This is a genomic window from Armatimonas rosea, from assembly GCF_014202505.1.
Taxonomy (GTDB): domain Bacteria; phylum Armatimonadota; class Armatimonadia; order Armatimonadales; family Armatimonadaceae; genus Armatimonas; species Armatimonas rosea.
The window spans coordinates 285,452-302,051 of sequence record NZ_JACHGW010000002.1 but is presented as its reverse complement, the minus strand read 5'-3'; the positions used below and the strand labels follow the sequence as shown (position 1 = coordinate 302,051).

Below are 16,600 nucleotides of genomic sequence, written 5' to 3'. Positions count from 1 at the left end.
GAGCGATGCGATGGCACTACCTGCACTTCAAGAACTTGAGGCGACTCTCGACGATCTCTGCCGATATTCGGGAAAGGCAGAGCTACTATACGGACAGGTGGTTCCGCTGATGCCCACCGGACGTGCTCCCAGCTTTGCTGCTCTGGAGATCGCGGTCTCGCTTCGCCTGCATGTTCGGGGAACTGGCCTCCCCGGAGTCACGGTCGCCGATAACGCAGGGTTCGTGGTCGATCTTCCGCACCGCCGCTCGTTCTCACCCGACGCGGCGTACTACGAAGGCCCGAACTCGGGGATGAAGTTCTATGAGGGGGCACCGCGCTTCGCCGCCGAGGTGCGCTCTGAGAACGACTATGGGGTTATCGCCGAGCACGAGCTAGAGCAAAAGCGCCACGACTACTTCGCCGCAGGGTGCCTAGTGGTCTGGGACGTAGACCTGCTCGGTGAGGAAGTGATCGTCCGCAAGTACACCCCCGCCAGCGGAGCCACAACTCCCGAAGCCACCTTCACCCGAGGCGAAAACGCCGACGCCGAACCCGCCGTCCCCGGCTGGACCATGCCAGTCGATGACCTCTTTGAGCCCTAATCCATGTCCGAGCCACGCACGATTTTGCTTGTGGAGCCAGAGGAACGTGTCCGTAACTATATCAAAGAGGGTTGGCTCGCGAAGCGGGCAACTCTTCTTGTCATCGAAGCAGAGAACGGTGCGGCAGCGCAAGATCGCTTACGAGAACACTCGGTAGATGCCATTGTCACCGCGAACTTCATGCCCGATGTAAATGGCCAAGAGCTGATCTACTGGATTCGGCAACAGCCCTCACTCATGCATCTACCAGTTATTGCCCTCCCGTTTATGTCCAACGTCGTTGATGAAGCCCGCAAGGTCACGCGCCCTCTTCATGAAGCAGGTGCTGATTCCGTTATCTTGAAGTTTCATTTCAAAGACGTCCTCAGCACCTTGGAGCGTTGGCGATGGCAGCGGCCTCAGCAGCAAGAACCCGGCTGGGCTTTAGATCACCTCTAGGTAGTCCCGGTCTGGCAGTGCGGGGAACGGGGCGTGAGGTTCGGCTTGGTACCAGAACGCGACCGAGGCGATGTCGTCTTGGAGGGGTAGGTAGCGGTGCTTGCTGCGCCAGCCGAGGGCCTGGATCGTGACCTTCAGATCGGACTCGAAGCGCACGGGGTCCATGATGTGCCACCGATACAGCCCGAAGCGCTGCTGGCATTTATACGCACCATCGCCGCGGATCACCTGCGGCAGGCCGGCGTAGGGAGTCGAGAACTCGGTGTACTGACCGTTGCGATCAAAGTTGTAGGAGCCGCAGAAGTAGTCCTCGGTGCCGGTGCCGCAGATCGTCGGGAACTCGCCGTCGCCGTCGAGGAAGAACTTGATCTCGCCCTCCCCCCACCAGCCGGTGTTGTTGACGCCCCAGGCCATGTAGCACCCGACAAACTGCCCGTGGCCGCTCACGCCGTCGAGGATCGTGTAGACCTCTTTGTAGGGAAGCGGGTTGGTGCGGCGGAACTGCGCGTGGAAATAGGCGGCGTCATCAGGAATGTCTGTCAGCGTGTAGTTGATCTGGTAGTAGAGCACCATCTCGTCGTAGCCGATATTCTCCAGCGTGATGCGGCACTTCTTGCGGAAGGGCATCTCCCAGTAGCAGTTAAACGCGCTTCCCGGGTTGACACAGACCGGCAGCGAGTTCACGTGGGCGTACTGGCACCAGCCATTGGCGAAGAAGTCCCCCACCGGGCACTCCACCGACGGGGTTTCTTCGTCGTCCCAGTAAAACCGCAGGATCGAGTAGCGCCAGTTGCCGGTCGGGGTCATCCAGATCTGCTGGATCGCCCCGGGGCCCTCTATTTCGGCCAGTGTGAACGTCGTTCCCGCAGCGATCTTAACATACGGGCTGAGCTTCCAGCCCACGCCGAGGTCGCGGGCGCACTCCTTAGCGGGGCCGTCGGTAGACATCCCCCCCTTGCCCTTTTCGCCCGTGAAGTTCTCCGGAGAGATCGAGCGCGTCTTTGCCATCGAGAGCCGGGAGAGGTTCCCGAGGTTCATTCCAAGTCCGTTAAACATAGGGCAAGGTTCGGGAAGAAATTGTTATTTTCCTGCGTTGTTTCCGCCCCGAGAACCGGGGCGGCGGCTGTTACTTCAAAAATATCGCCACGGCGATCGCCAGCAGGCTCACACCGATCACGCCGGCGTACATGCCGCTATTCAGGCCCTTCTTGCGGCTCGCCTCGATCATCCCGACCACCGCGAGGCCCAGGAGCAGCTTGATCCCGATCTTCATGTGGTTGACCGGATCGCCGCCGCTCTTGGCGAGCCCTTCCTTGATCCCGACGAGCAAGAGGCCCGTGACAAAGGCGAGGCGTGCCCCCCAGACCGCGCTGGCGGCGAGGCGCTTCTCGGCGGCGCTAGAGAGAGCCAGAACCCCGCCCAAGAGCGCGGCCCACGAGACAAAATGCAGAAGTTTCAGTACCAGTCGTGCTTGTTCCATAGAGTGCTTATACCACGACGCCCACAAATTCAGGACCTCCCCTGGGACAATCGGCCTATTTCCGAGTCTCTCTGCAGAGCGGATACTACGACCATGAAACTACTGGCACAGACAATCAGCTCGGTCGCTCTGGGATTACTGTTTATTGTCGAGTGGTGGTGGCTGCCCATAGGCATCGCGCAGTACCGTGGAAATCCCTCTGTCAACGAGCTCTGGGGGACACTGGGGATGCTGACGATGTGGCTCCCCATCGTGATCGCAGCGGGTCTCAGTCGGAGCGCGGGCCGGGTCTCCTTTGTGCGGCTTGCAGGCTGGCTCTTGGGCCTGGGAGGGCTCCCCAGCGTTTATTTTTGGTTTCGCCCCTAGCGCTCCTGAAACTGTGGTACTGTGCAGGTGCATCTTTGCGCACAGGCTCGAAGCCTGTGCGCTTTTTGTTTTTTCAAGGGTGCAGACAATGAGGTAGGCTGTGAGTAACAACAAGGCGGAAGCGAAAGAGCAGAACCGCCATATTCGAACCGAGATGGCACGTCATAGTGTCGACTGCGGCGAGGTGCAGGTGCAGTGCACCCACGGAGTCATCCATCTCTACGGGAAGGTCCGGGCCATTCGCGGGCACGAGACCACGTTCTCCGCCGAGCGCGATGCCCTGCTCAAAGGCCTGCGCCAGCGCTCGGGGATTCGGGATGTGATCGCGGACTGGACCGTAGTCACCTAGGAGCGGGTACACTTGCCTCCATGGAAAAACAGAGCAAGAGTGGGCTGACCCCGTTTCATATCGCGGTCCCGGTGCGGGATATCGCTGAGGCGCGGGAGTTCTATGGAGGTATCTTGGGCTGCTCGGAGGGGCGCAGCGCAGAGCACTGGGTGGATTTCAATCTCTTTGGGCACCAGTTTGTCTGCCACCTCAACCCCAATCTGGGCAAAGACGGCCAGCTGGAGTCGCACTACAACGGGGTGGATGGCCACGGAGTCCCGGTGCCCCACTACGGCGTGATCCTGGAGATGCCGGTCTGGGAGGCGCTGGCGGCGCGGCTTAAAGAAAAAGGCGTGCGCTTTGTGATCGAGCCCTACATCCGCTTTGCCGGCCAGGTCGGGGAGCAGGCGACCCTGTTTCTGATGGACCCCACGGGCAATGCGCTGGAGTTCAAGGCCTTCGCCGATATCGACGGCCAGCTCTTCGCAAGATAAAAATGGACTCGACAGGACTTGAACCTGCAACCGTCGGTGTGCAAGACCGATGCTCTACCCAATTAAGCCACGAGCCCAAAACTCAAAACCAAAAAAACCAAGAGCGCCTGGCGGGACTCGAACCCGCGACCTCGGCGTGGAAGGCCGATACGTTTCCTCTACACCACAGGCGCACTATCCGAGGACTCGTTCCTCGGGATCAAGCGCTCGACCGGACTCGAACCGGCGGTCTTCAGCATGGCAAGCTGATATGTTGACCAAACTACACCACGAGCGCAAACACACTAAAAAAACAAAAAACCAGCTCCGGCACGGGGCAGGAGCTGGTTAAAAAAGCTTCTCTAACCTATCCGCTACTGCCACCGTAGGGGCCACCCGCGCCGCCACGGGCTAGTGCCGCGCCGCCGCTGAAGTGTCCGTTTCCAAAGCTGGCCTGTGTTAAGTTCATGATGCTTTCTCTATCGCGTGGCGAAACGAACTTGCTAAAGAAATTTTTTATGCAAGAATCGGCTTGACCAGCTCGCCGTAGACATCGGTGAGGCGGAAGTCGCGGCCCTGGTAGGGGTAGGTGAGCTTTTTATGATCGACCCCGAGCAGGTGCAGGATCGTAGCGTGGAGGTCGTGGACACTGACAGGGTCCTTGACAATATTGTAGGAGAACTCGTCGGTCTCGCCAATGGTCACCCCGTGCTTGACCCCCGCTCCCGCCATAAAGATCGAGAAGCAGCGCGGGTGGTGGTCGCGGCCGTAGTTGTCCATGGTCAGAGCGCCCTGTGAGTAGACCGTGCGCCCAAACTCCCCGCCCCAGACAATCAGGGTATCGTCGAGCATCCCGCGCTGCTTGAGGTCCTTGATCAGTGCCGCGGTGGCCTGGTCGGTGTCTTTGAGCTGGCCCTTGATCGCATTGGGCAGGCCGCCGTGGTGGTCCCAGCCCATGTGGAAGAGCTGGATAAACCGGACACCTTTCTCGCAGAGCCGGCGCGCCAGGAGGCAGTTGTGGGCGTAGCTGCCGGGGCGGTTGACATCTGGGCCGTACATCTCCAGGGTCGCCTGCGACTCCTTGCTCAGGTCCGCCAGCTCGGGCACCGATGCCTGCATGCGAAAGGCCAGCTCGTACTGGCTGATGCGGGTGGCGATCTCCGGGTCACCGGTCTGGGCCAGCTTGAGCTTATTGAGCGCCCCGAGCTCATCGAGCATCTCGCGGCGCGTGCCCCGGTCGACGCCATCGGGATCGGAGAGATAGAGCACCGGGTCGCCGGAGTTGCGCAGCTTCACCCCCTGGTGCTGGGTCGGCAGGAACCCCGCTCCCCAGAGCCGGTCGTAGAGCGGCTGGTCGTCGGGGCGGCCGCTCCCCTTGCTGGTGAGCACCACGTAGGCCGGCAGGTCTTTGTTCAGGGTCCCCAGCCCGTAGCTCAGCCACGCGCCGATACTGGGCCGCCCCGCCAGCTGCGAGCCGGTCTGGAAGAACGTGATAGCCGGGTCGTGGTTGATCGCCTCGGTGTTCATGGAGCGGATCACACACAGCTCGTCGGCGACCTCGGGCAGGTGCTTCCACAAGTCCGAGAGCTCGATCCCGCTCTGGCCGTGCTTCTTAAAGCCAAACGACGACGGCGCGGTCGGGAAGTTGCTCTGCCCACTGGTCATCGTGGTTAGGCGCTGGCCCTTGCGGATCGACTCGGGGAGGTTCTGGCCGCGGTACTTCTCCAGGGTCGGCTTGCTATCGAAGAGCTCGAACTGGCTGGGCGCCCCGGACTGGAACAGATAGATAACCCGCTTTACCTTGCCCCCCCCGCCCCCAAGAATGGGGGAGCCAGGGCGTGCCTGCGCCTCGTTCTCCAGCAGCCCCAGTGCCGCCAGGCCAAGGCCCGTCGCACTCTTGAGAAACGTCCGACGGTTCAGTGCATCTTGCGTGCGATACAGCTCGTTCATACTCTACGGTTCGCGGCGACGGGGGATTATTCCTGCACAAACATCAGGGACGATAAACGTCCTGCTGTAGGGCCTTTGGCCGTCTCCTCGTTCCTCGTCGGTAAAAATCCGCTGAAGGCGCGGCGCCGGGTGCCCTCTGGGCGGGCGCCCAATAGCCGCACGTTTATCGTGCAGTAGGAAGTTGCACACAATACACATCACAACACACAAGACGCGACCCGCAGCTACTGTGACATTCCTGGCGGGACACCTCCCAGGCGGATCACCACGGCGAGGATGATGGTCACCGTGATGGCCGAGAGCAGGGTATTCCAGAAGACACACTCTGCGGCGAGCTCGACATCGCCTTTTTGCTCGATAGCCAGGAAGATGGAGTTCACCGCAGTGGGGCCGGCAGAGGCGACGATCAGCTGGGCGCCGGGCCAGGGCCAGAGCCCGAGCTTCCAGACCACCAGCCCCGCAATCGCGGGTAAGGCGAGGAGCTTGAAGAAGGCGACCGGCAGAATGAGCTTCCAGCGTGGGAGCCGCCACTGGGTCGCCAGCTGGACGCCGAGGGTCACCAGGGCAAGGGGAACGAGGCCATCGGAGACCAGGTGCAGGGCGTAGTCGATGGGCTCGGGGAGGTGCCAGCCGGTGGCGCGGACGGTCAGCCCCGCCGCCATGACATAGAGAATCGGGAGCTTGAGGATCTCCTTGAGCCCCTGCCAGCCGCCTCCTGTGATCGCCGCGGAGAGGCCGTAGCCCAGCACCCAGAGCGAGAGATTAGCCGTCATGATCACCAGCGCCTGCACCTCACCGCCGGGCTTGCCAAAGGCGCGCAGAGCCACAGGAATCCCAAAGTTGCCCGCATTGAAGATCACCGATGCCAGCAAGACCACGGCGAGGGTCTCCTGCGGGACCTTGCGCCAGCGCAGGAGACCGTAGAGCGGGAGCGCCAAGAGCCCCTGGATCAGCAAGATAGTCCCCGCGATCCCCCCGATCTGCGGCAGGGTCAGCTTGGAGTCGGCGATATGGACAAAGAGAAATGCAGGGATAAACAGATAGAGCTGGAGGTTGGAGAGGGTCTGCATCTCGACCGGGTGGCGCTTCTTGAGCAGGGCCCCCAGCGCCACAAGGAGCAGAATCGGCGCGAGCACCTTCCCAAAGAGAAACCCAAACTCGACAAGCATGGCCCTCATTCTACCGCGTGGCAAAAAAGGGCAAACTAGTGTATACTCCCTGCAAACAAACTTTTACCTGAGAGGAAGTGATGTAATGCTATCGGCCAAACAACAAGAGATTCTAGAAGTGATCCGTCAGGCACTGATGCGTGACGGGCAAGCTCCCACCGTGCGCGAGATCGGAAAGCTCACGGGCCTGCGCTCGTCGTGCTCCGTCCAGAAGCACCTGAACTCACTGCAGGAGAAGGGCTACATCAAGCGCGACCCCTATAAGTACCGCTCGGTGGAGCTACTCATGGACGGTGCCCCGATGACCCGTCGGCGCACGGTCACGGTTCCCCTCCTGGGCCGCGTGGCGGCGGGTGCTCCGATCTTTGCGACCGAGAATATCGAGGAGAGCTACCCCCTCCCCGAGGCGCTTGTTCCCCGTGATGCAGACTGCTTCATGCTCAAGATCAAGGGCGACTCGATGATGGACGCGGGAATCTTCGATGGCGACCTGGTCGTGGTGCGCAAGCAAGAGACCGCCAACTCCGGCGAGATTGTGGTGGCGCTGATCGAGGATGAAGCGACGGTCAAGACGTTCTACCCCGCCGGTGACAATGGGATTCGCCTCCAGCCGGAGAACAAGTACATGAAACCTATCATCACCAAGAACGCCAGCATCCTGGGCAAGGTCGTGCTGACGATGCGGCAGTACAACTAGCTCGCCGTGTGATCGCCCCCGTTTGTGATCGCCCCCATGAACGGGGGCGTCTATCTGTCGTCGCGGGCTCCGACACGAAGGCCTCCGGCCATAATTTGGTATGGCCGGAGGCCTTTCTAGCGCGAAGCACTCGTTGACGCCCCCCTCCCACGGGGGCGATCAAACGGCGAGCTCTCTACGCGTTGTAGCCGTAGGTACGGGTGTGGGCCTCTTCCAGCCAAGCAGAGAGTAGCTGGATGCTCGCCTCGATATCCGAGACCGCGGCCGACTCATTGACCGTGTGGACATAGCGGCAGGGGGTCGAGAGCGTGAAGCTGGGAATGCCGCCCCGCACGCGCTGCATCCCGCCGGCATCGGTGCCGCCGCGGGCGAGAATCTCCAGCTGGTAAGGGATACTCTGGGCCTCGGCGACATCGCGGAAGTGGCGCACGAGCTTGGGGTGGCACAGCAGCGACGAGTCCATGATCTTGATGGCGGTGCCCTTGCCGAGCTGGGTGATCTGCTCCGCCGCATCGCCGCCGGGGATATCCAGCGCCAGGGTGACATCGAGCGCGATCGCGATATCGGGCTCCAGGGCGTAGGCCGCCGGCGTCGCGCCACGCAGGCCCACTTCCTCTTGAACCGTCGCCACGGCGTAGATCTCGCACTGGTGGCCGCTCATCGCACGAATCGCCTCGATCATGATAAAGACCGAGAGGCGGTTGTCGAGGGTCTTGGACGTGATATGGTTCCCGATCTGCTCGCAGGTACGTGCCAAGGTCACCTGATCGCCGATCTCCACTTTCTTCTTTACTTCGTCGGCGGGGAGCCCCAGGTCCACAAAGAGCCCCTCCAGCTTCGGCGGGCGGGCAAGCTCCTCGGCGCTGGCGGTGTGGATCGGCTTGCTAGAGGGCATGAGCGCCCCGAGCAGCGACTCGCCCGCAAACCCATGCACCCAGACCCGCTGGGCAACCAGGTTGCGCGGGTCGAATCCCCCCACCGGCTGCAGGCGGATAAATCCCTTGTCGTCGATGTGCTTGACCATAAACCCGATCTCGTCCATGTGCGCCGCGATCAGCACCTTGGGGCCTCCCGTCCCTTTTTTGTGCCCGATCACATTGCCCATCACGTCCACCGAGACCGAGTCCACCAGCGGCGTCAGCGCCTCGATCACGACCTCGCGAATCGGCTCCTCGCGGGAAGGAATCCCCGGTGTCTCACACAACGTCTTCAATAAGTCAAAATTTAACATGGTCGGTATTGTACCTAAAAGCCATCTCTCCGGCTCGCTAGGGCTCGCCACCTCTCTTCCCCTGCTGGTTCGTTCCTCACCGGGAAGAGAGGCTTTCCGGTTGCCCCTCTTCCCGCGACGAAGGAGCGAACCGGGGAAGAGGGGGTGGCCGAGGGACGAGGCCGGGGGAGATGGCCTTTGATCTCCCCTGTCCTACATCGGCAAGTGCTTCCACTCGCGCTTTTCCAGGTTCAGGTGGCGCTGGAAGATCGCGCGGGCGAGGTCAATCCACTCGTCGTGCTCTGCCAGCTCGCGGATGAAGAGATGGCGCTCCACGACGGCCGGCAGGTCGAAGGCCCAGTAGAGCCCCATGAGCGGGTTAATGTAGAGCTCGCTGCCCTCGGTGCGCGTCGTCTCGTGCCAGTTGCCGAACTTCCCCTCAATCGCCGCCAGGATCGACGAGTTTACAATGCTGCTCTGCATGTGCTTTCGTGTGTAGTCGTAGGCGGCGGAAAACGCCTTGACCTCGGGGAGGTGTGGTAGGAGCGACCAGCAGCCCAGGTAGGCGTTTTTCTCGGTCAGCTCTGCCACCGCCTCTAGGAAATAGTGGTGACAGACCCCATGAAAGACATCGATCCCAAACCCCAGGCAGACCAGCGACTTGCTCCCCACCCCCTGCAGGGCATCGGCGGCCAGCAGCGAGGCCAGGTCCTCCTCGGGTGTCCCTAGCTTGGGCTCATCGCCGCGCATCAGGCTATCGGTTCCCCCATCGACCAGAACGAGCGCATCCACGCCGCCCAAGTGGCGCACCAGGTGCTGGTACATCGCCGTGAGCGGCCGCGGGCCTGTCCTATCGAAGCAGTAAATCGGTACCTTCTCGCGCCGCTTCTCCCAGAACCACTGCGCGAGATAGAGCTCGGGAAAGTAGGACAGCTCGGGCTGTGTCTCATGGGTCACCCGGACAACATGCTCATTCACCTCACCGATGCGCTTGCCATTACTGGCATAGATCGAACTAAAGGAAAGATTGGCCAGGTGGACGGTCTTGCCCTGCGCCTTCAAGGCAAAGTAGAGAGGGAGCCCCGCGAAGATATCGTAGCCGCCGCCCGCCCCGGCTAGCAAGATTGTCTGCGCACTCTGGAGCCGCTCAAGAATAGGGAGCTTCAGAAAATCCATGTTTGATTGTACATCTTTTAAAAATGCCCGAGGAACGAGGAAGCCCGGACAACGAGTGTCCGGGCTTAAAAGGGCTACGGCTGCCTTCGCAGCCAACCGAATCTACTGGGCACGCAGGTGCCCGTCGTCCTCTCAAGCCCGGACACTCGTTGTCCGGGTTACTTTAGGAAGAGGTTTCTTGTACACTGAGGCCATGGACATGACCTTTCGGGAGCTGGCCGAGGACGAAGTGGAGCGCTGTGCGGGCTGGCTGACGGCGTCGGAGCCGTGGATTGCGCTTGGGTTCGATCAAGCAAAGAGCGAGTGGGCCTTGCGGCGGGTCGGGCTGGAGAAGTGGGTGGCCGTGGACAGCGACGACACGCCCGTGGGGATTGCGTTGCTCAACTTTGGCGGGCCGTTTGTGGGCTACCTGCAGATTCTCTGTGTCGCGCCGGAGCAGCGCGGCCGGGGGATCGGCAGCGCACTGATTGGCTTTGCCGAGGAGCGCATCTTCGCGCGGCACAACAACATGTTTATCTGTGTCACCGACTTCAACACCGATGCCCAGCGGCTCTACGCGCGGCACGGCTTTGAGCAAGTCGGGCGACTGGAGAACTTCTTGGTAACGGGCCACGCGGAGCTGCTGCTACGCAAGACGCGTGGCCCGATCTTTGCCCCCCCAGCCCCCAATGATGGGGGAGCCTAGTCGGAAGGGCGTCTACAGGGGCCGAATCCAGATATTGCGGAAGCGGGTGGGGTTGCCGTGGTCCTGCAGCTGGAGCGGCGCGGGGCCATGCGCGGCGTACTTATTGACATCGCGGTGTGCCACGGGCCAGAGGATCTCCCGGTGGTTGTGCAGGAGAATCCCATTGTGGATCACGGTCACGTAGGCCGGGCTCTCTAGCTTGCCATCGGCGGCGAACTTGGGCGCGGTGTAGAGAATGTCGTAGGCTTGCCACTCACCCGGCTTGCGGCAGGCGTTCACCAGCGGCGGGTTCTGCCCATAGACCGCGCCGCACTGACCGTCGGCGTAGGTCTCATTGTTGTAGGAATCAAGCACCTGGATCTCGTAGCGGCCCTGGATAATCACACCCGAGTTGCCACGGCCCTGGCCATTGCCCTTGACCTCCACGGGGGTGGCGAACTCCAGGTGGAGCTGCATGTCCCCAAACTTCTCCTTGGTCTCGTTGCTCCCGAGGCCCTTGGTCACCACCATCGCACCGTCCTCGATCTTCCAGGGGCGGGTCCAAGCATCGGTGTTGGTGCCATCGAAGAGAACCTTGGCATCGGCGGGCGGCGGCGTAAAGGGCCCCTCCTTTGGAGGCGTCACGACCGCAGGACGAGGGCGGAACTTGTCATGGACACGCCACTTGCCGCCCGGCAAGAAGGGAGTGTCGGTGTAACCATCTTGAAAAAATCGCATAGCCGTAGTGTAACGAAAAATCTGTTTCCTCACAAGCGGAACAGCTCGCAAGGTTTGATACAAGTTTTACTATGGTACAATCGTGCCTAGATGGCCTCTCTCCCCCAAGTCTCTCCCGGCGGCAAAATCCGCCTCATCCTAGATGAAAACAACCGTACAACCGGCGGTGCTTTCCAGATATGGTGCAATGAGGAGCTTGTTTTTCAGGGCTCCAGCTACGGCGGCATTCCCCCCACCCCTCCCCCGGATATCTGGCGTCCCATCGGCCTGGTGCAGCGCCAGGAGCTAGAGTACTCGATCTCTCTCTATGTCCCCACCACCGCAGAGCGTGGCGAGTACGAGCTGCGCCTCGCCACGACAGTGGGCTCCCGCAGCGGGCGCTTTCTCGTAGCCCCCTGACCCCTAGTCCTCCCAGCGGAAGCGGGCGAGCGCGATTCCCGCAAACACGAGGGCAAAGACGGTGACGATCCCCAGGGCGGGGAGTGCCTCGGTGAGGCCTAGGCCGCGCCAGGTCACGAGGTCGAAGCCGTCCACGGCCCAGCGGGTCGGGAGTGCTTTTGAGACCGGCTGCACCCAGGCGGGCATCATGAAGGTAGGAATCCAGGCACCCCCTAAAAAGCTCATGGTCAGCACCGCGGGCACGGCAGCAGCGCGGCACTGCCCCTCCGTGCGCCCGAGCGCGGCGATCAGCAGTCCAAAGGAGCTGACCATCAGCGCCGAAGCGACCGCCAAGAGGCCAAACCCCAGCAGGCTCCCGTGGATGCGAATGCCGTAGAGGACACTCCCAAAGGCGAGCACCGCCGCGAGCACCACGAGACCGATGATCGCCGATGAGATCCAGCGGCTTCCCAGGAGCATCAGGCGGGAGAGCGGCGCGGCGCGCAGGCGCTTCCAGAGACCCAGCCGCCGATCGCGCACCATGCCAATCGCAAGGTCAATGGCAAAGAAGAGCAGCCCCTGAATCCCCATCCCCACAAAGACATGGGTCGCGCCCGCTTTTCCACCGCTGGCGTCCTTGGGAGAGTCCGTGCCACTGGCAACAACGGCCTCGCTGGCAAGCTCACAGGGCGTGGACATCCCCATCCCTCCCCGCTCCGTGCCCGTGCCCTCGGTATGCGGCGTGCTCTGGTAGCTCTGGACACTCTTGAGCAGGTTGACAAGGGCGGACCTCTCCTGCGGGCTACGGGTCGTGTCTACCTCCACACTCTGCAGCGCTGCGCTGACACCGCTCGTGTCCGGGTTGGCAAAGGCCTCCTGGCTGACCACCTGCATCACCTGCTGGGTCATCAGGCCACGGGCGAGCTGCAGGTCGGCGTTGTGCGACGGATCATAGAGAAACGTGAGCTTGGGACGAGGGGCTAGCGGGTTAAAGACAGCGCTCGCGGAGAGCTTGCCAAACTCCGCCGGGATCACCAGCGCCACCGAGACCTTGCCCTTGCCCACCGCCGCGCGCGCCTCTGCCTCGCTGGCGGGGGTGACCGCAAAGCTCCCCTCGCTCTTGAGGCCCGCGATAATCTTCTGGGAGACAGCGCTCTGGTCGTTGTCCGCCACCAGAACCGCGACCGCCGCTTTCTTGCTGTCACCGCCGCCCCCGCCAAAGATCATCGCAAAGAACGAGGCGATTAAGATCGGGACACAGATAGTGGCGACCATCGCCCGCTTGTCGGAGAAAAAAAGACGCAGGTCGTTGGCGACCAGTGCCCTAAAAACGGTGTTCATTCGTCGCGCAGGCTCCTTCCGGTCAGGTGCAGAAACACCGACTCCAGCCCCCCACGCTCCCCGCCCTCGCGCCACGAGAGCCCATGGGCCGCCAGCAAGGCGAGAGTGGCATCGTCGGCGGCGAGTGTAATCGTGCGGCTCTTCTCCGTGGGGAGCAGCTCGGAGAGCTCGGCCTGGGTTCCTTCGGCGACAATCTGCCCCTGGTCCATGATCGCGATCCGGTCACAGAGGCGCTCGACCTCCTCCATGTAGTGGGTGGTGTAGAGCAGGGTCAGACCGTTTTGTGCCAGCCCCTGGAGCGCCTCGAAGATCGCATTGCGGCTCTGTGGGTCCACCCCGACCGTGGGCTCGTCGAGCACCAGCAGCTCCGGCTCGTGGAGCAGGGCGGCAGCCAGGTTCAAGCGGCGCTTCATCCCACCGGAGAAGGTCCGCACCCGGCTCTTGGCGCGGTCGGTCAGCCCCACCAGCTCCAGCCCGTAGCGCACCCGCTCTGCCAACGCCGCCCCGACCAAGCCGTAGACCGCGCCAAAGAAGCGCAGGTTCTCCGCCGCTGTCAGGTCTTCGTAGAGGGCCAGCTCCTGCGGGACATAGCCGATCTTGCGCTTCAGCGGGTCGGTCTCGCCCTGCAGCGGCTCGCCGTGGAAGAGAATCTCCCCGCTATCGGGCTTGAGGGCCCCTACCAGCATCGAGATGGTCGTGGTCTTCCCCGCGCCATTGGGGCCGAGCAATCCGAAGCGCTCCCCTCGTTTCACACAGAGCGAGAGCCGGTCCACCGCGACCCGCTCGCCGTAGCGCTTGGTCAGGTTCTTGAGTTCGAGCATCGTACCACCAAGAACACTCGGCGAGGGGATTTGGTTGCAAGTCTCTGGAAAGGCTCACACGGGCTTGAGACGCACACTCCGCAGGTTCATCACGCCCTCGCCGGGTTTGGTCTTGGGGATCACGCGGAGGACGTAGCGCCCCACTCCCAGCGCGTAGGGGCCGGGTGGAGGTGCCAGCACGACCGTCTGAAACGCGTTCCAGTCGCCGGTGTCGGGGACAAGACCGCTCCAGCGGGTGACGGTTCCTCCCGTGCGAACCTCTAGCGTGTACTGCGCTCCCGCCGCCGAGCGCGGGGCGGCAAGCTGTAGCTCGGGGATAAAGTTTCCGGGCTTGGTGAGCTGAAACTCCCAGCTCACCGTGTCTTTTATGTCGGTCCAGTACCCAATACAGTTCTTCTCGGCCTCGTAGCGCGCGGTACCTCCCTCGATCTTGGCATCGGCGGCGACAAGCGTTACGGTTCCCTGGGCATCTTGGCTCGGCAGCGTGGCCTCCACCACAGGCGGGCCGTCAAGCTCCAAGACAATCACGGGAATGGTCTGGTCCTTGAGGCGCTCGGGGAGGGTGAGGGCCACTCCTTCCGGGCTGGCGACTGCAGGTACGGGGATGCGCTCCTTGCTGAAACTAAACGAGCCCGTGCGGTTGCCCCGCGAGTCGATCTGGAGCGTGCCCGGCTTGCTGTAGCCCACCAGCGTGTGGGCGCCTTTGATGCGTGTCTTCAGGCCGGGGAGGACGATCCGGGGCTGGCTGGTATCGAAGACATGGAGGTAGAGTTTGCTCCCCTTACGGGTCACACGCCCCCACGAGAGCGGCCTCGGGAACGGGCTCGCCTGTGTCCCGTAGATCGCCTCGCCGTGGGCCTTGAGCCACTTGCCCATCATGCCAAGGCGCTCGACAATCGGGGCGGGGAAGGTCCCCTCGGGGGTCGGCCCGACATTGAGGAGGTAGTTGCCGCCCTTGCTGGCGCAGTCGATCAGGTTTTTGAGGAGCGTCTCTGCGGACTTCCAGTGCGTGTCCTTGCTCTTAAAGCCCCAGGTGTCGTTGAGGGTCATGCAGGACTCCCAGTCGACGCCCTCGCCAAAGCCGTTGGCGGGAATCTCCTGCTCGGGGGTGCCGTAGTCGCCGGCAAACTCGCCCTTGGTCATCCCGGCCATGCCCTGGCGGCCCTTATCAACCCGGTTATTGACAATGATACTGGGCTGGAGCGAGCGCACAAACTTATACAAGTCCTCGCCGCGCTCGTGGGTCCAGGTCCCCTCCCACTCGCCGTCGAACCACGCGATCCCAATCGGGCCGTAGTTGGTCAGAAGCTCCTTGAGCTGGCCCTTCATGTACTCGACATAGCGGTTGAAGTTCGCCTCCGCCGTAGGGCGCTTGTCCCAGCCACGGCGCGGCAGGTAGTCCGGGTGGTGCCAGTCCATGATCGAGTGGTAGAAGCACAGCTTGACCTTCTGCTTCTGGCACTCCGCGGCGAGCTCTTTGAGGATATCGCGCTTGAACGGCGTCCCCATGACATCCCAGTCCGTGAGCTTGGAGTCCCACAGACAGAAGCCATCGTGGTGCTTACTGGTGATGACGATATAGCGCATCCCGGCGTCCTTGGCGGTCCGCACCCACTCCTTGGCGCTGAACTGCACGGGGTTGAACTGCTGCTGGAGCGGCTCGTAGTCCGCGACCGTGATCTGGGCGGAGTTAAAGATCCACTCCCCGACTCCCCCAATATCGCGGCCCTTCCAGACCCCACCCGGCACGGCGTAGAGTCCCCAGTGAATAAACATCCCAAACCGCGCCTCACGGAACCAGGCCATCCTCCGCTCGCGGTCAGCATCGAAAAACGTGCGTTTCATGGGGATATTTTACCCGGCGGATGGGGGGATCGGGGATTGGAAATCCCCGCCTCCGGGTTGGGAGCGTCCCGAGGACGCGCAGAGGTTTTGGGACAAGTCCTCAGTTCACGGCGATCAGGATGGTCTTAGAGAAATCCTGCCGTGCTAGATCATCTCGACGGATGCAGTAGCTCAGCGAGAACACACCGAAATCGTCAGATGTATCGAAGAGGCACAGCCAGTTATCAAAAGCGATCTGCTCTACCTCTGCATATAGAGAAGCCCATGCTTCCGGGGAGTCGCTACGAGTTTGCCATGTCACTCCTCGGTAGGTTAGTTCACAAGTTGGCTCTTGATCCCATTGGTAGTCGTCAGGATGCCCCAGTAAACAATCCCCACCACCTACTTCCCAAGAAACGCCAACAAATAAATCTTTAGCCTCTGTGCCTCTCCCTAGAAAGTTCAGCTTCGCGGAGTTATTTGGAAATGACCACGTATAGTCGAACTCATACCGCATCACCTCGGAATACTTCATGAGTTCCTCTACCCGCTCGTTACTCTGTCGGGTGAGGGGGACTTCAGACGCGAAAAAAAAGACAGGATCGCCGTTTAGCTCACCTTCGACCACTTGGTCTTTCGAGATGAAGAACGACAGCAGACCTGCCTTGGGCAGAAGTCCCTCGACATCAAATGAAGCCGTTGCCTCCAGATTGATCTGACAGAAAAAATCGCAAGGCTCCCCGCCTCGTTCAGGCCAAACAAAATCCACGGGCAAATCCGGCGCACCGCCGCGCTTGGAAGCTCCAATCGCCAGGCTGTCATCAGAACAGGGCGAAGAGTGTACCTGAATGGCAGGCCGAACGACACGCTCGATCTGTGGCCAGAACGCCTGCAGCCCCGCCTCTACAAAGCGCTCCCGCAGCATCTCTTTCGTGACTTGTGCCATGCCAGATTGTACCTAACA

The 16,600-nt window shown here is 61.8% G+C and carries 19 protein-coding genes and 3 tRNA genes; 8 read left to right on the top strand and 14 right to left on the bottom strand.

The features are described from left to right. Positions 1-10 precede the first annotated feature (10 nt). Both HNQ39_RS09270 and HNQ39_RS09265 read left to right on the top strand, forming a co-directional pair. Positions 11-583, top strand: coding sequence for a Uma2 family endonuclease (locus tag HNQ39_RS09270; protein WP_184194338.1), 573 nt, complete (start codon positions 11-13; stop codon positions 581-583). Positions 584-586: 3 nt separating this feature from the next. Then, complete coding sequence (locus tag HNQ39_RS09265) at positions 587-1,021, top strand: response regulator (RefSeq protein ID WP_184194335.1); 435 nt, start codon at positions 587-589, stop codon at positions 1,019-1,021. Here HNQ39_RS09265 and HNQ39_RS09260 read toward each other — a convergent pair. Then, the gene (locus HNQ39_RS09260; RefSeq protein ID WP_221289933.1) at positions 1,007-2,077 is read right to left on the bottom strand and encodes a glycoside hydrolase family 172 protein; all 1,071 of its coding nucleotides are present in this window, start codon (positions 2,075-2,077) and stop codon (positions 1,007-1,009) included. The genes HNQ39_RS09265 and HNQ39_RS09260 overlap by 15 nt on opposite strands. Positions 2,078-2,147: 70 nt before the next feature. After that, a complete protein-coding gene (locus HNQ39_RS09255) occupies positions 2,148-2,501 on the bottom strand; it encodes a hypothetical protein (RefSeq protein WP_184194332.1) in 354 nt (117 codons plus the stop codon). Positions 2,502-2,594: 93 nt separating this feature from the next. Here HNQ39_RS09255 and HNQ39_RS09250 point away from each other — a divergent pair, with 93 nt between their 5' ends. The 3 genes from HNQ39_RS09250 to HNQ39_RS09240 all read left to right on the top strand — a co-directional run bounded on the left by HNQ39_RS09250 (position 2,595) and on the right by HNQ39_RS09240 (position 3,689). Beyond that, a complete protein-coding gene (locus HNQ39_RS09250; protein WP_184194330.1) occupies positions 2,595-2,867 on the top strand; it encodes a hypothetical protein in 273 nt (90 codons plus the stop codon). Between the two features lie 100 nt (positions 2,868-2,967). Beyond that, entirely contained in the window at positions 2,968-3,216 is a 249-nt protein-coding gene (locus tag HNQ39_RS09245; RefSeq protein ID WP_184194327.1) for a hypothetical protein, read from the top strand. A gap of 20 nt (positions 3,217-3,236) precedes the next feature. Next, complete coding sequence (locus HNQ39_RS09240; protein ID WP_184194325.1) at positions 3,237-3,689, top strand: VOC family protein; 453 nt, start codon at positions 3,237-3,239, stop codon at positions 3,687-3,689. Positions 3,690-3,692: 3 nt separating this feature from the next. Here HNQ39_RS09240 and HNQ39_RS09235 read toward each other — a convergent pair. From HNQ39_RS09235 to HNQ39_RS09215, 5 genes are all read right to left on the bottom strand, one after another. Next, positions 3,693-3,766 (bottom strand) — tRNA-Ala (locus tag HNQ39_RS09235). Positions 3,767-3,791: 25 nt separating this feature from the next. After that, positions 3,792-3,862: transfer RNA gene (locus HNQ39_RS09230), tRNA-Gly, on the bottom strand. A 29-nt stretch (positions 3,863-3,891) separates the two neighbouring features. Continuing rightward, positions 3,892-3,966: transfer RNA gene (locus HNQ39_RS09225), tRNA-Gly, on the bottom strand. Positions 3,967-4,184: 218 nt separating this feature from the next. Beyond that, complete coding sequence (locus tag HNQ39_RS09220) at positions 4,185-5,618, bottom strand: DUF1501 domain-containing protein (RefSeq protein WP_184194322.1); 1,434 nt, start codon at positions 5,616-5,618, stop codon at positions 4,185-4,187. A 224-nt stretch (positions 5,619-5,842) separates the two neighbouring features. Then, the gene (locus HNQ39_RS09215) at positions 5,843-6,787 is read right to left on the bottom strand and encodes an AEC family transporter (RefSeq protein ID WP_184194319.1); all 945 of its coding nucleotides are present in this window, start codon (positions 6,785-6,787) and stop codon (positions 5,843-5,845) included. An 85-nt stretch (positions 6,788-6,872) separates the two neighbouring features. Here HNQ39_RS09215 and lexA point away from each other — a divergent pair, with 85 nt between their 5' ends. Next, positions 6,873-7,484 (top strand): transcriptional repressor LexA, encoded by a 612-nt coding sequence (gene lexA / locus HNQ39_RS09210; RefSeq protein WP_184194316.1) that lies wholly within the window; start codon positions 6,873-6,875, stop codon positions 7,482-7,484. Between the two features lie 175 nt (positions 7,485-7,659). On the opposite strand, the gene HNQ39_RS09205 is transcribed toward lexA, so the two are convergent. Together HNQ39_RS09205 and HNQ39_RS09200 are read right to left on the bottom strand one after the other, a co-directional pair. Next, positions 7,660-8,715, bottom strand: a complete 1,056-nt coding sequence (locus tag HNQ39_RS09205; RefSeq protein WP_184194313.1) for a M42 family metallopeptidase — start codon at positions 8,713-8,715, stop codon at positions 7,660-7,662. A gap of 192 nt (positions 8,716-8,907) precedes the next feature. After that, the gene (locus tag HNQ39_RS09200) at positions 8,908-9,870 is read right to left on the bottom strand and encodes a DUF1152 domain-containing protein (RefSeq protein ID WP_184194310.1); all 963 of its coding nucleotides are present in this window, start codon (positions 9,868-9,870) and stop codon (positions 8,908-8,910) included. A 193-nt stretch (positions 9,871-10,063) separates the two neighbouring features. On the opposite strand from HNQ39_RS09200, the gene HNQ39_RS09195 reads away from it, so the two are divergent. Next, the gene (locus HNQ39_RS09195; RefSeq protein ID WP_184194307.1) at positions 10,064-10,555 is read left to right on the top strand and encodes a GNAT family N-acetyltransferase; all 492 of its coding nucleotides are present in this window, start codon (positions 10,064-10,066) and stop codon (positions 10,553-10,555) included. A 12-nt stretch (positions 10,556-10,567) separates the two neighbouring features. Here HNQ39_RS09195 and HNQ39_RS09190 read toward each other — a convergent pair whose 3' ends face one another. Then, on the bottom strand, positions 10,568-11,272 hold the full coding sequence (locus tag HNQ39_RS09190; protein ID WP_184194304.1) for a 3-keto-disaccharide hydrolase: 705 nt from the start codon (positions 11,270-11,272) through the stop codon (positions 10,568-10,570). Between the two features lie 90 nt (positions 11,273-11,362). Here HNQ39_RS09190 and HNQ39_RS09185 point away from each other — a divergent pair, with 90 nt between their 5' ends. After that, positions 11,363-11,671, top strand: a complete 309-nt coding sequence (locus tag HNQ39_RS09185) for a hypothetical protein (RefSeq protein ID WP_184194301.1) — start codon at positions 11,363-11,365, stop codon at positions 11,669-11,671. A gap of 3 nt (positions 11,672-11,674) precedes the next feature. Here the strand turns inward: HNQ39_RS09185 and HNQ39_RS09180 are convergent, their stop codons facing one another. From HNQ39_RS09180 to HNQ39_RS09165, 4 genes are all read right to left on the bottom strand, one after another. Beyond that, entirely contained in the window at positions 11,675-12,991 is a 1,317-nt protein-coding gene (locus HNQ39_RS09180) for an ABC transporter permease (protein WP_184194298.1), read from the bottom strand. Further along, a complete protein-coding gene (locus HNQ39_RS09175; protein WP_184194295.1) occupies positions 12,988-13,812 on the bottom strand; it encodes an ABC transporter ATP-binding protein in 825 nt (274 codons plus the stop codon). The genes HNQ39_RS09180 and HNQ39_RS09175 overlap by 4 nt, the downstream gene beginning before the upstream one ends. Before the next feature lie 54 nt (positions 13,813-13,866). After that, positions 13,867-15,657, bottom strand: coding sequence for an alpha-L-fucosidase (locus HNQ39_RS09170; protein ID WP_184194292.1), 1,791 nt, complete (start codon positions 15,655-15,657; stop codon positions 13,867-13,869). Between the two features lie 100 nt (positions 15,658-15,757). Beyond that, positions 15,758-16,582, bottom strand: a complete 825-nt coding sequence (locus HNQ39_RS09165) for a DUF1963 domain-containing protein (protein WP_184194289.1) — start codon at positions 16,580-16,582, stop codon at positions 15,758-15,760. Positions 16,583-16,600 lie beyond the last annotated feature (18 nt).

Coding starts and splice junctions, on each gene's coding strand:
- HNQ39_RS09270 (WP_184194338.1), top strand. CDS start 11: ATGGCACTACCTGCACTTCAAGAACTTGAGGCGACTCTCGACGATCTC.
- HNQ39_RS09265 (WP_184194335.1), top strand. CDS start 587: ATGTCCGAGCCACGCACGATTTTGCTTGTGGAGCCAGAGGAACGTGTC.
- HNQ39_RS09260 (WP_221289933.1), bottom strand. CDS start 2,077: ATGTTTAACGGACTTGGAATGAACCTCGGGAACCTCTCCCGGCTCTCG.
- HNQ39_RS09255 (WP_184194332.1), bottom strand. CDS start 2,501: ATGGAACAAGCACGACTGGTACTGAAACTTCTGCATTTTGTCTCGTGG.
- HNQ39_RS09250 (WP_184194330.1), top strand. CDS start 2,595: ATGAAACTACTGGCACAGACAATCAGCTCGGTCGCTCTGGGATTACTG.
- HNQ39_RS09240 (WP_184194325.1), top strand. CDS start 3,237: ATGGAAAAACAGAGCAAGAGTGGGCTGACCCCGTTTCATATCGCGGTC.
- HNQ39_RS09220 (WP_184194322.1), bottom strand. CDS start 5,618: ATGAACGAGCTGTATCGCACGCAAGATGCACTGAACCGTCGGACGTTT.
- HNQ39_RS09215 (WP_184194319.1), bottom strand. CDS start 6,787: ATGCTTGTCGAGTTTGGGTTTCTCTTTGGGAAGGTGCTCGCGCCGATT.
- lexA (WP_184194316.1), top strand. CDS start 6,873: ATGCTATCGGCCAAACAACAAGAGATTCTAGAAGTGATCCGTCAGGCA.
- HNQ39_RS09205 (WP_184194313.1), bottom strand. CDS start 8,715: ATGTTAAATTTTGACTTATTGAAGACGTTGTGTGAGACACCGGGGATT.
- HNQ39_RS09200 (WP_184194310.1), bottom strand. CDS start 9,870: ATGGATTTTCTGAAGCTCCCTATTCTTGAGCGGCTCCAGAGTGCGCAG.
- HNQ39_RS09195 (WP_184194307.1), top strand. CDS start 10,064: ATGGACATGACCTTTCGGGAGCTGGCCGAGGACGAAGTGGAGCGCTGT.
- HNQ39_RS09190 (WP_184194304.1), bottom strand. CDS start 11,272: ATGCGATTTTTTCAAGATGGTTACACCGACACTCCCTTCTTGCCGGGC.
- HNQ39_RS09185 (WP_184194301.1), top strand. CDS start 11,363: ATGGCCTCTCTCCCCCAAGTCTCTCCCGGCGGCAAAATCCGCCTCATC.
- HNQ39_RS09180 (WP_184194298.1), bottom strand. CDS start 12,991: ATGAACACCGTTTTTAGGGCACTGGTCGCCAACGACCTGCGTCTTTTT.
- HNQ39_RS09175 (WP_184194295.1), bottom strand. CDS start 13,812: ATGCTCGAACTCAAGAACCTGACCAAGCGCTACGGCGAGCGGGTCGCG.
- HNQ39_RS09170 (WP_184194292.1), bottom strand. CDS start 15,657: ATGAAACGCACGTTTTTCGATGCTGACCGCGAGCGGAGGATGGCCTGG.
- HNQ39_RS09165 (WP_184194289.1), bottom strand. CDS start 16,582: ATGGCACAAGTCACGAAAGAGATGCTGCGGGAGCGCTTTGTAGAGGCG.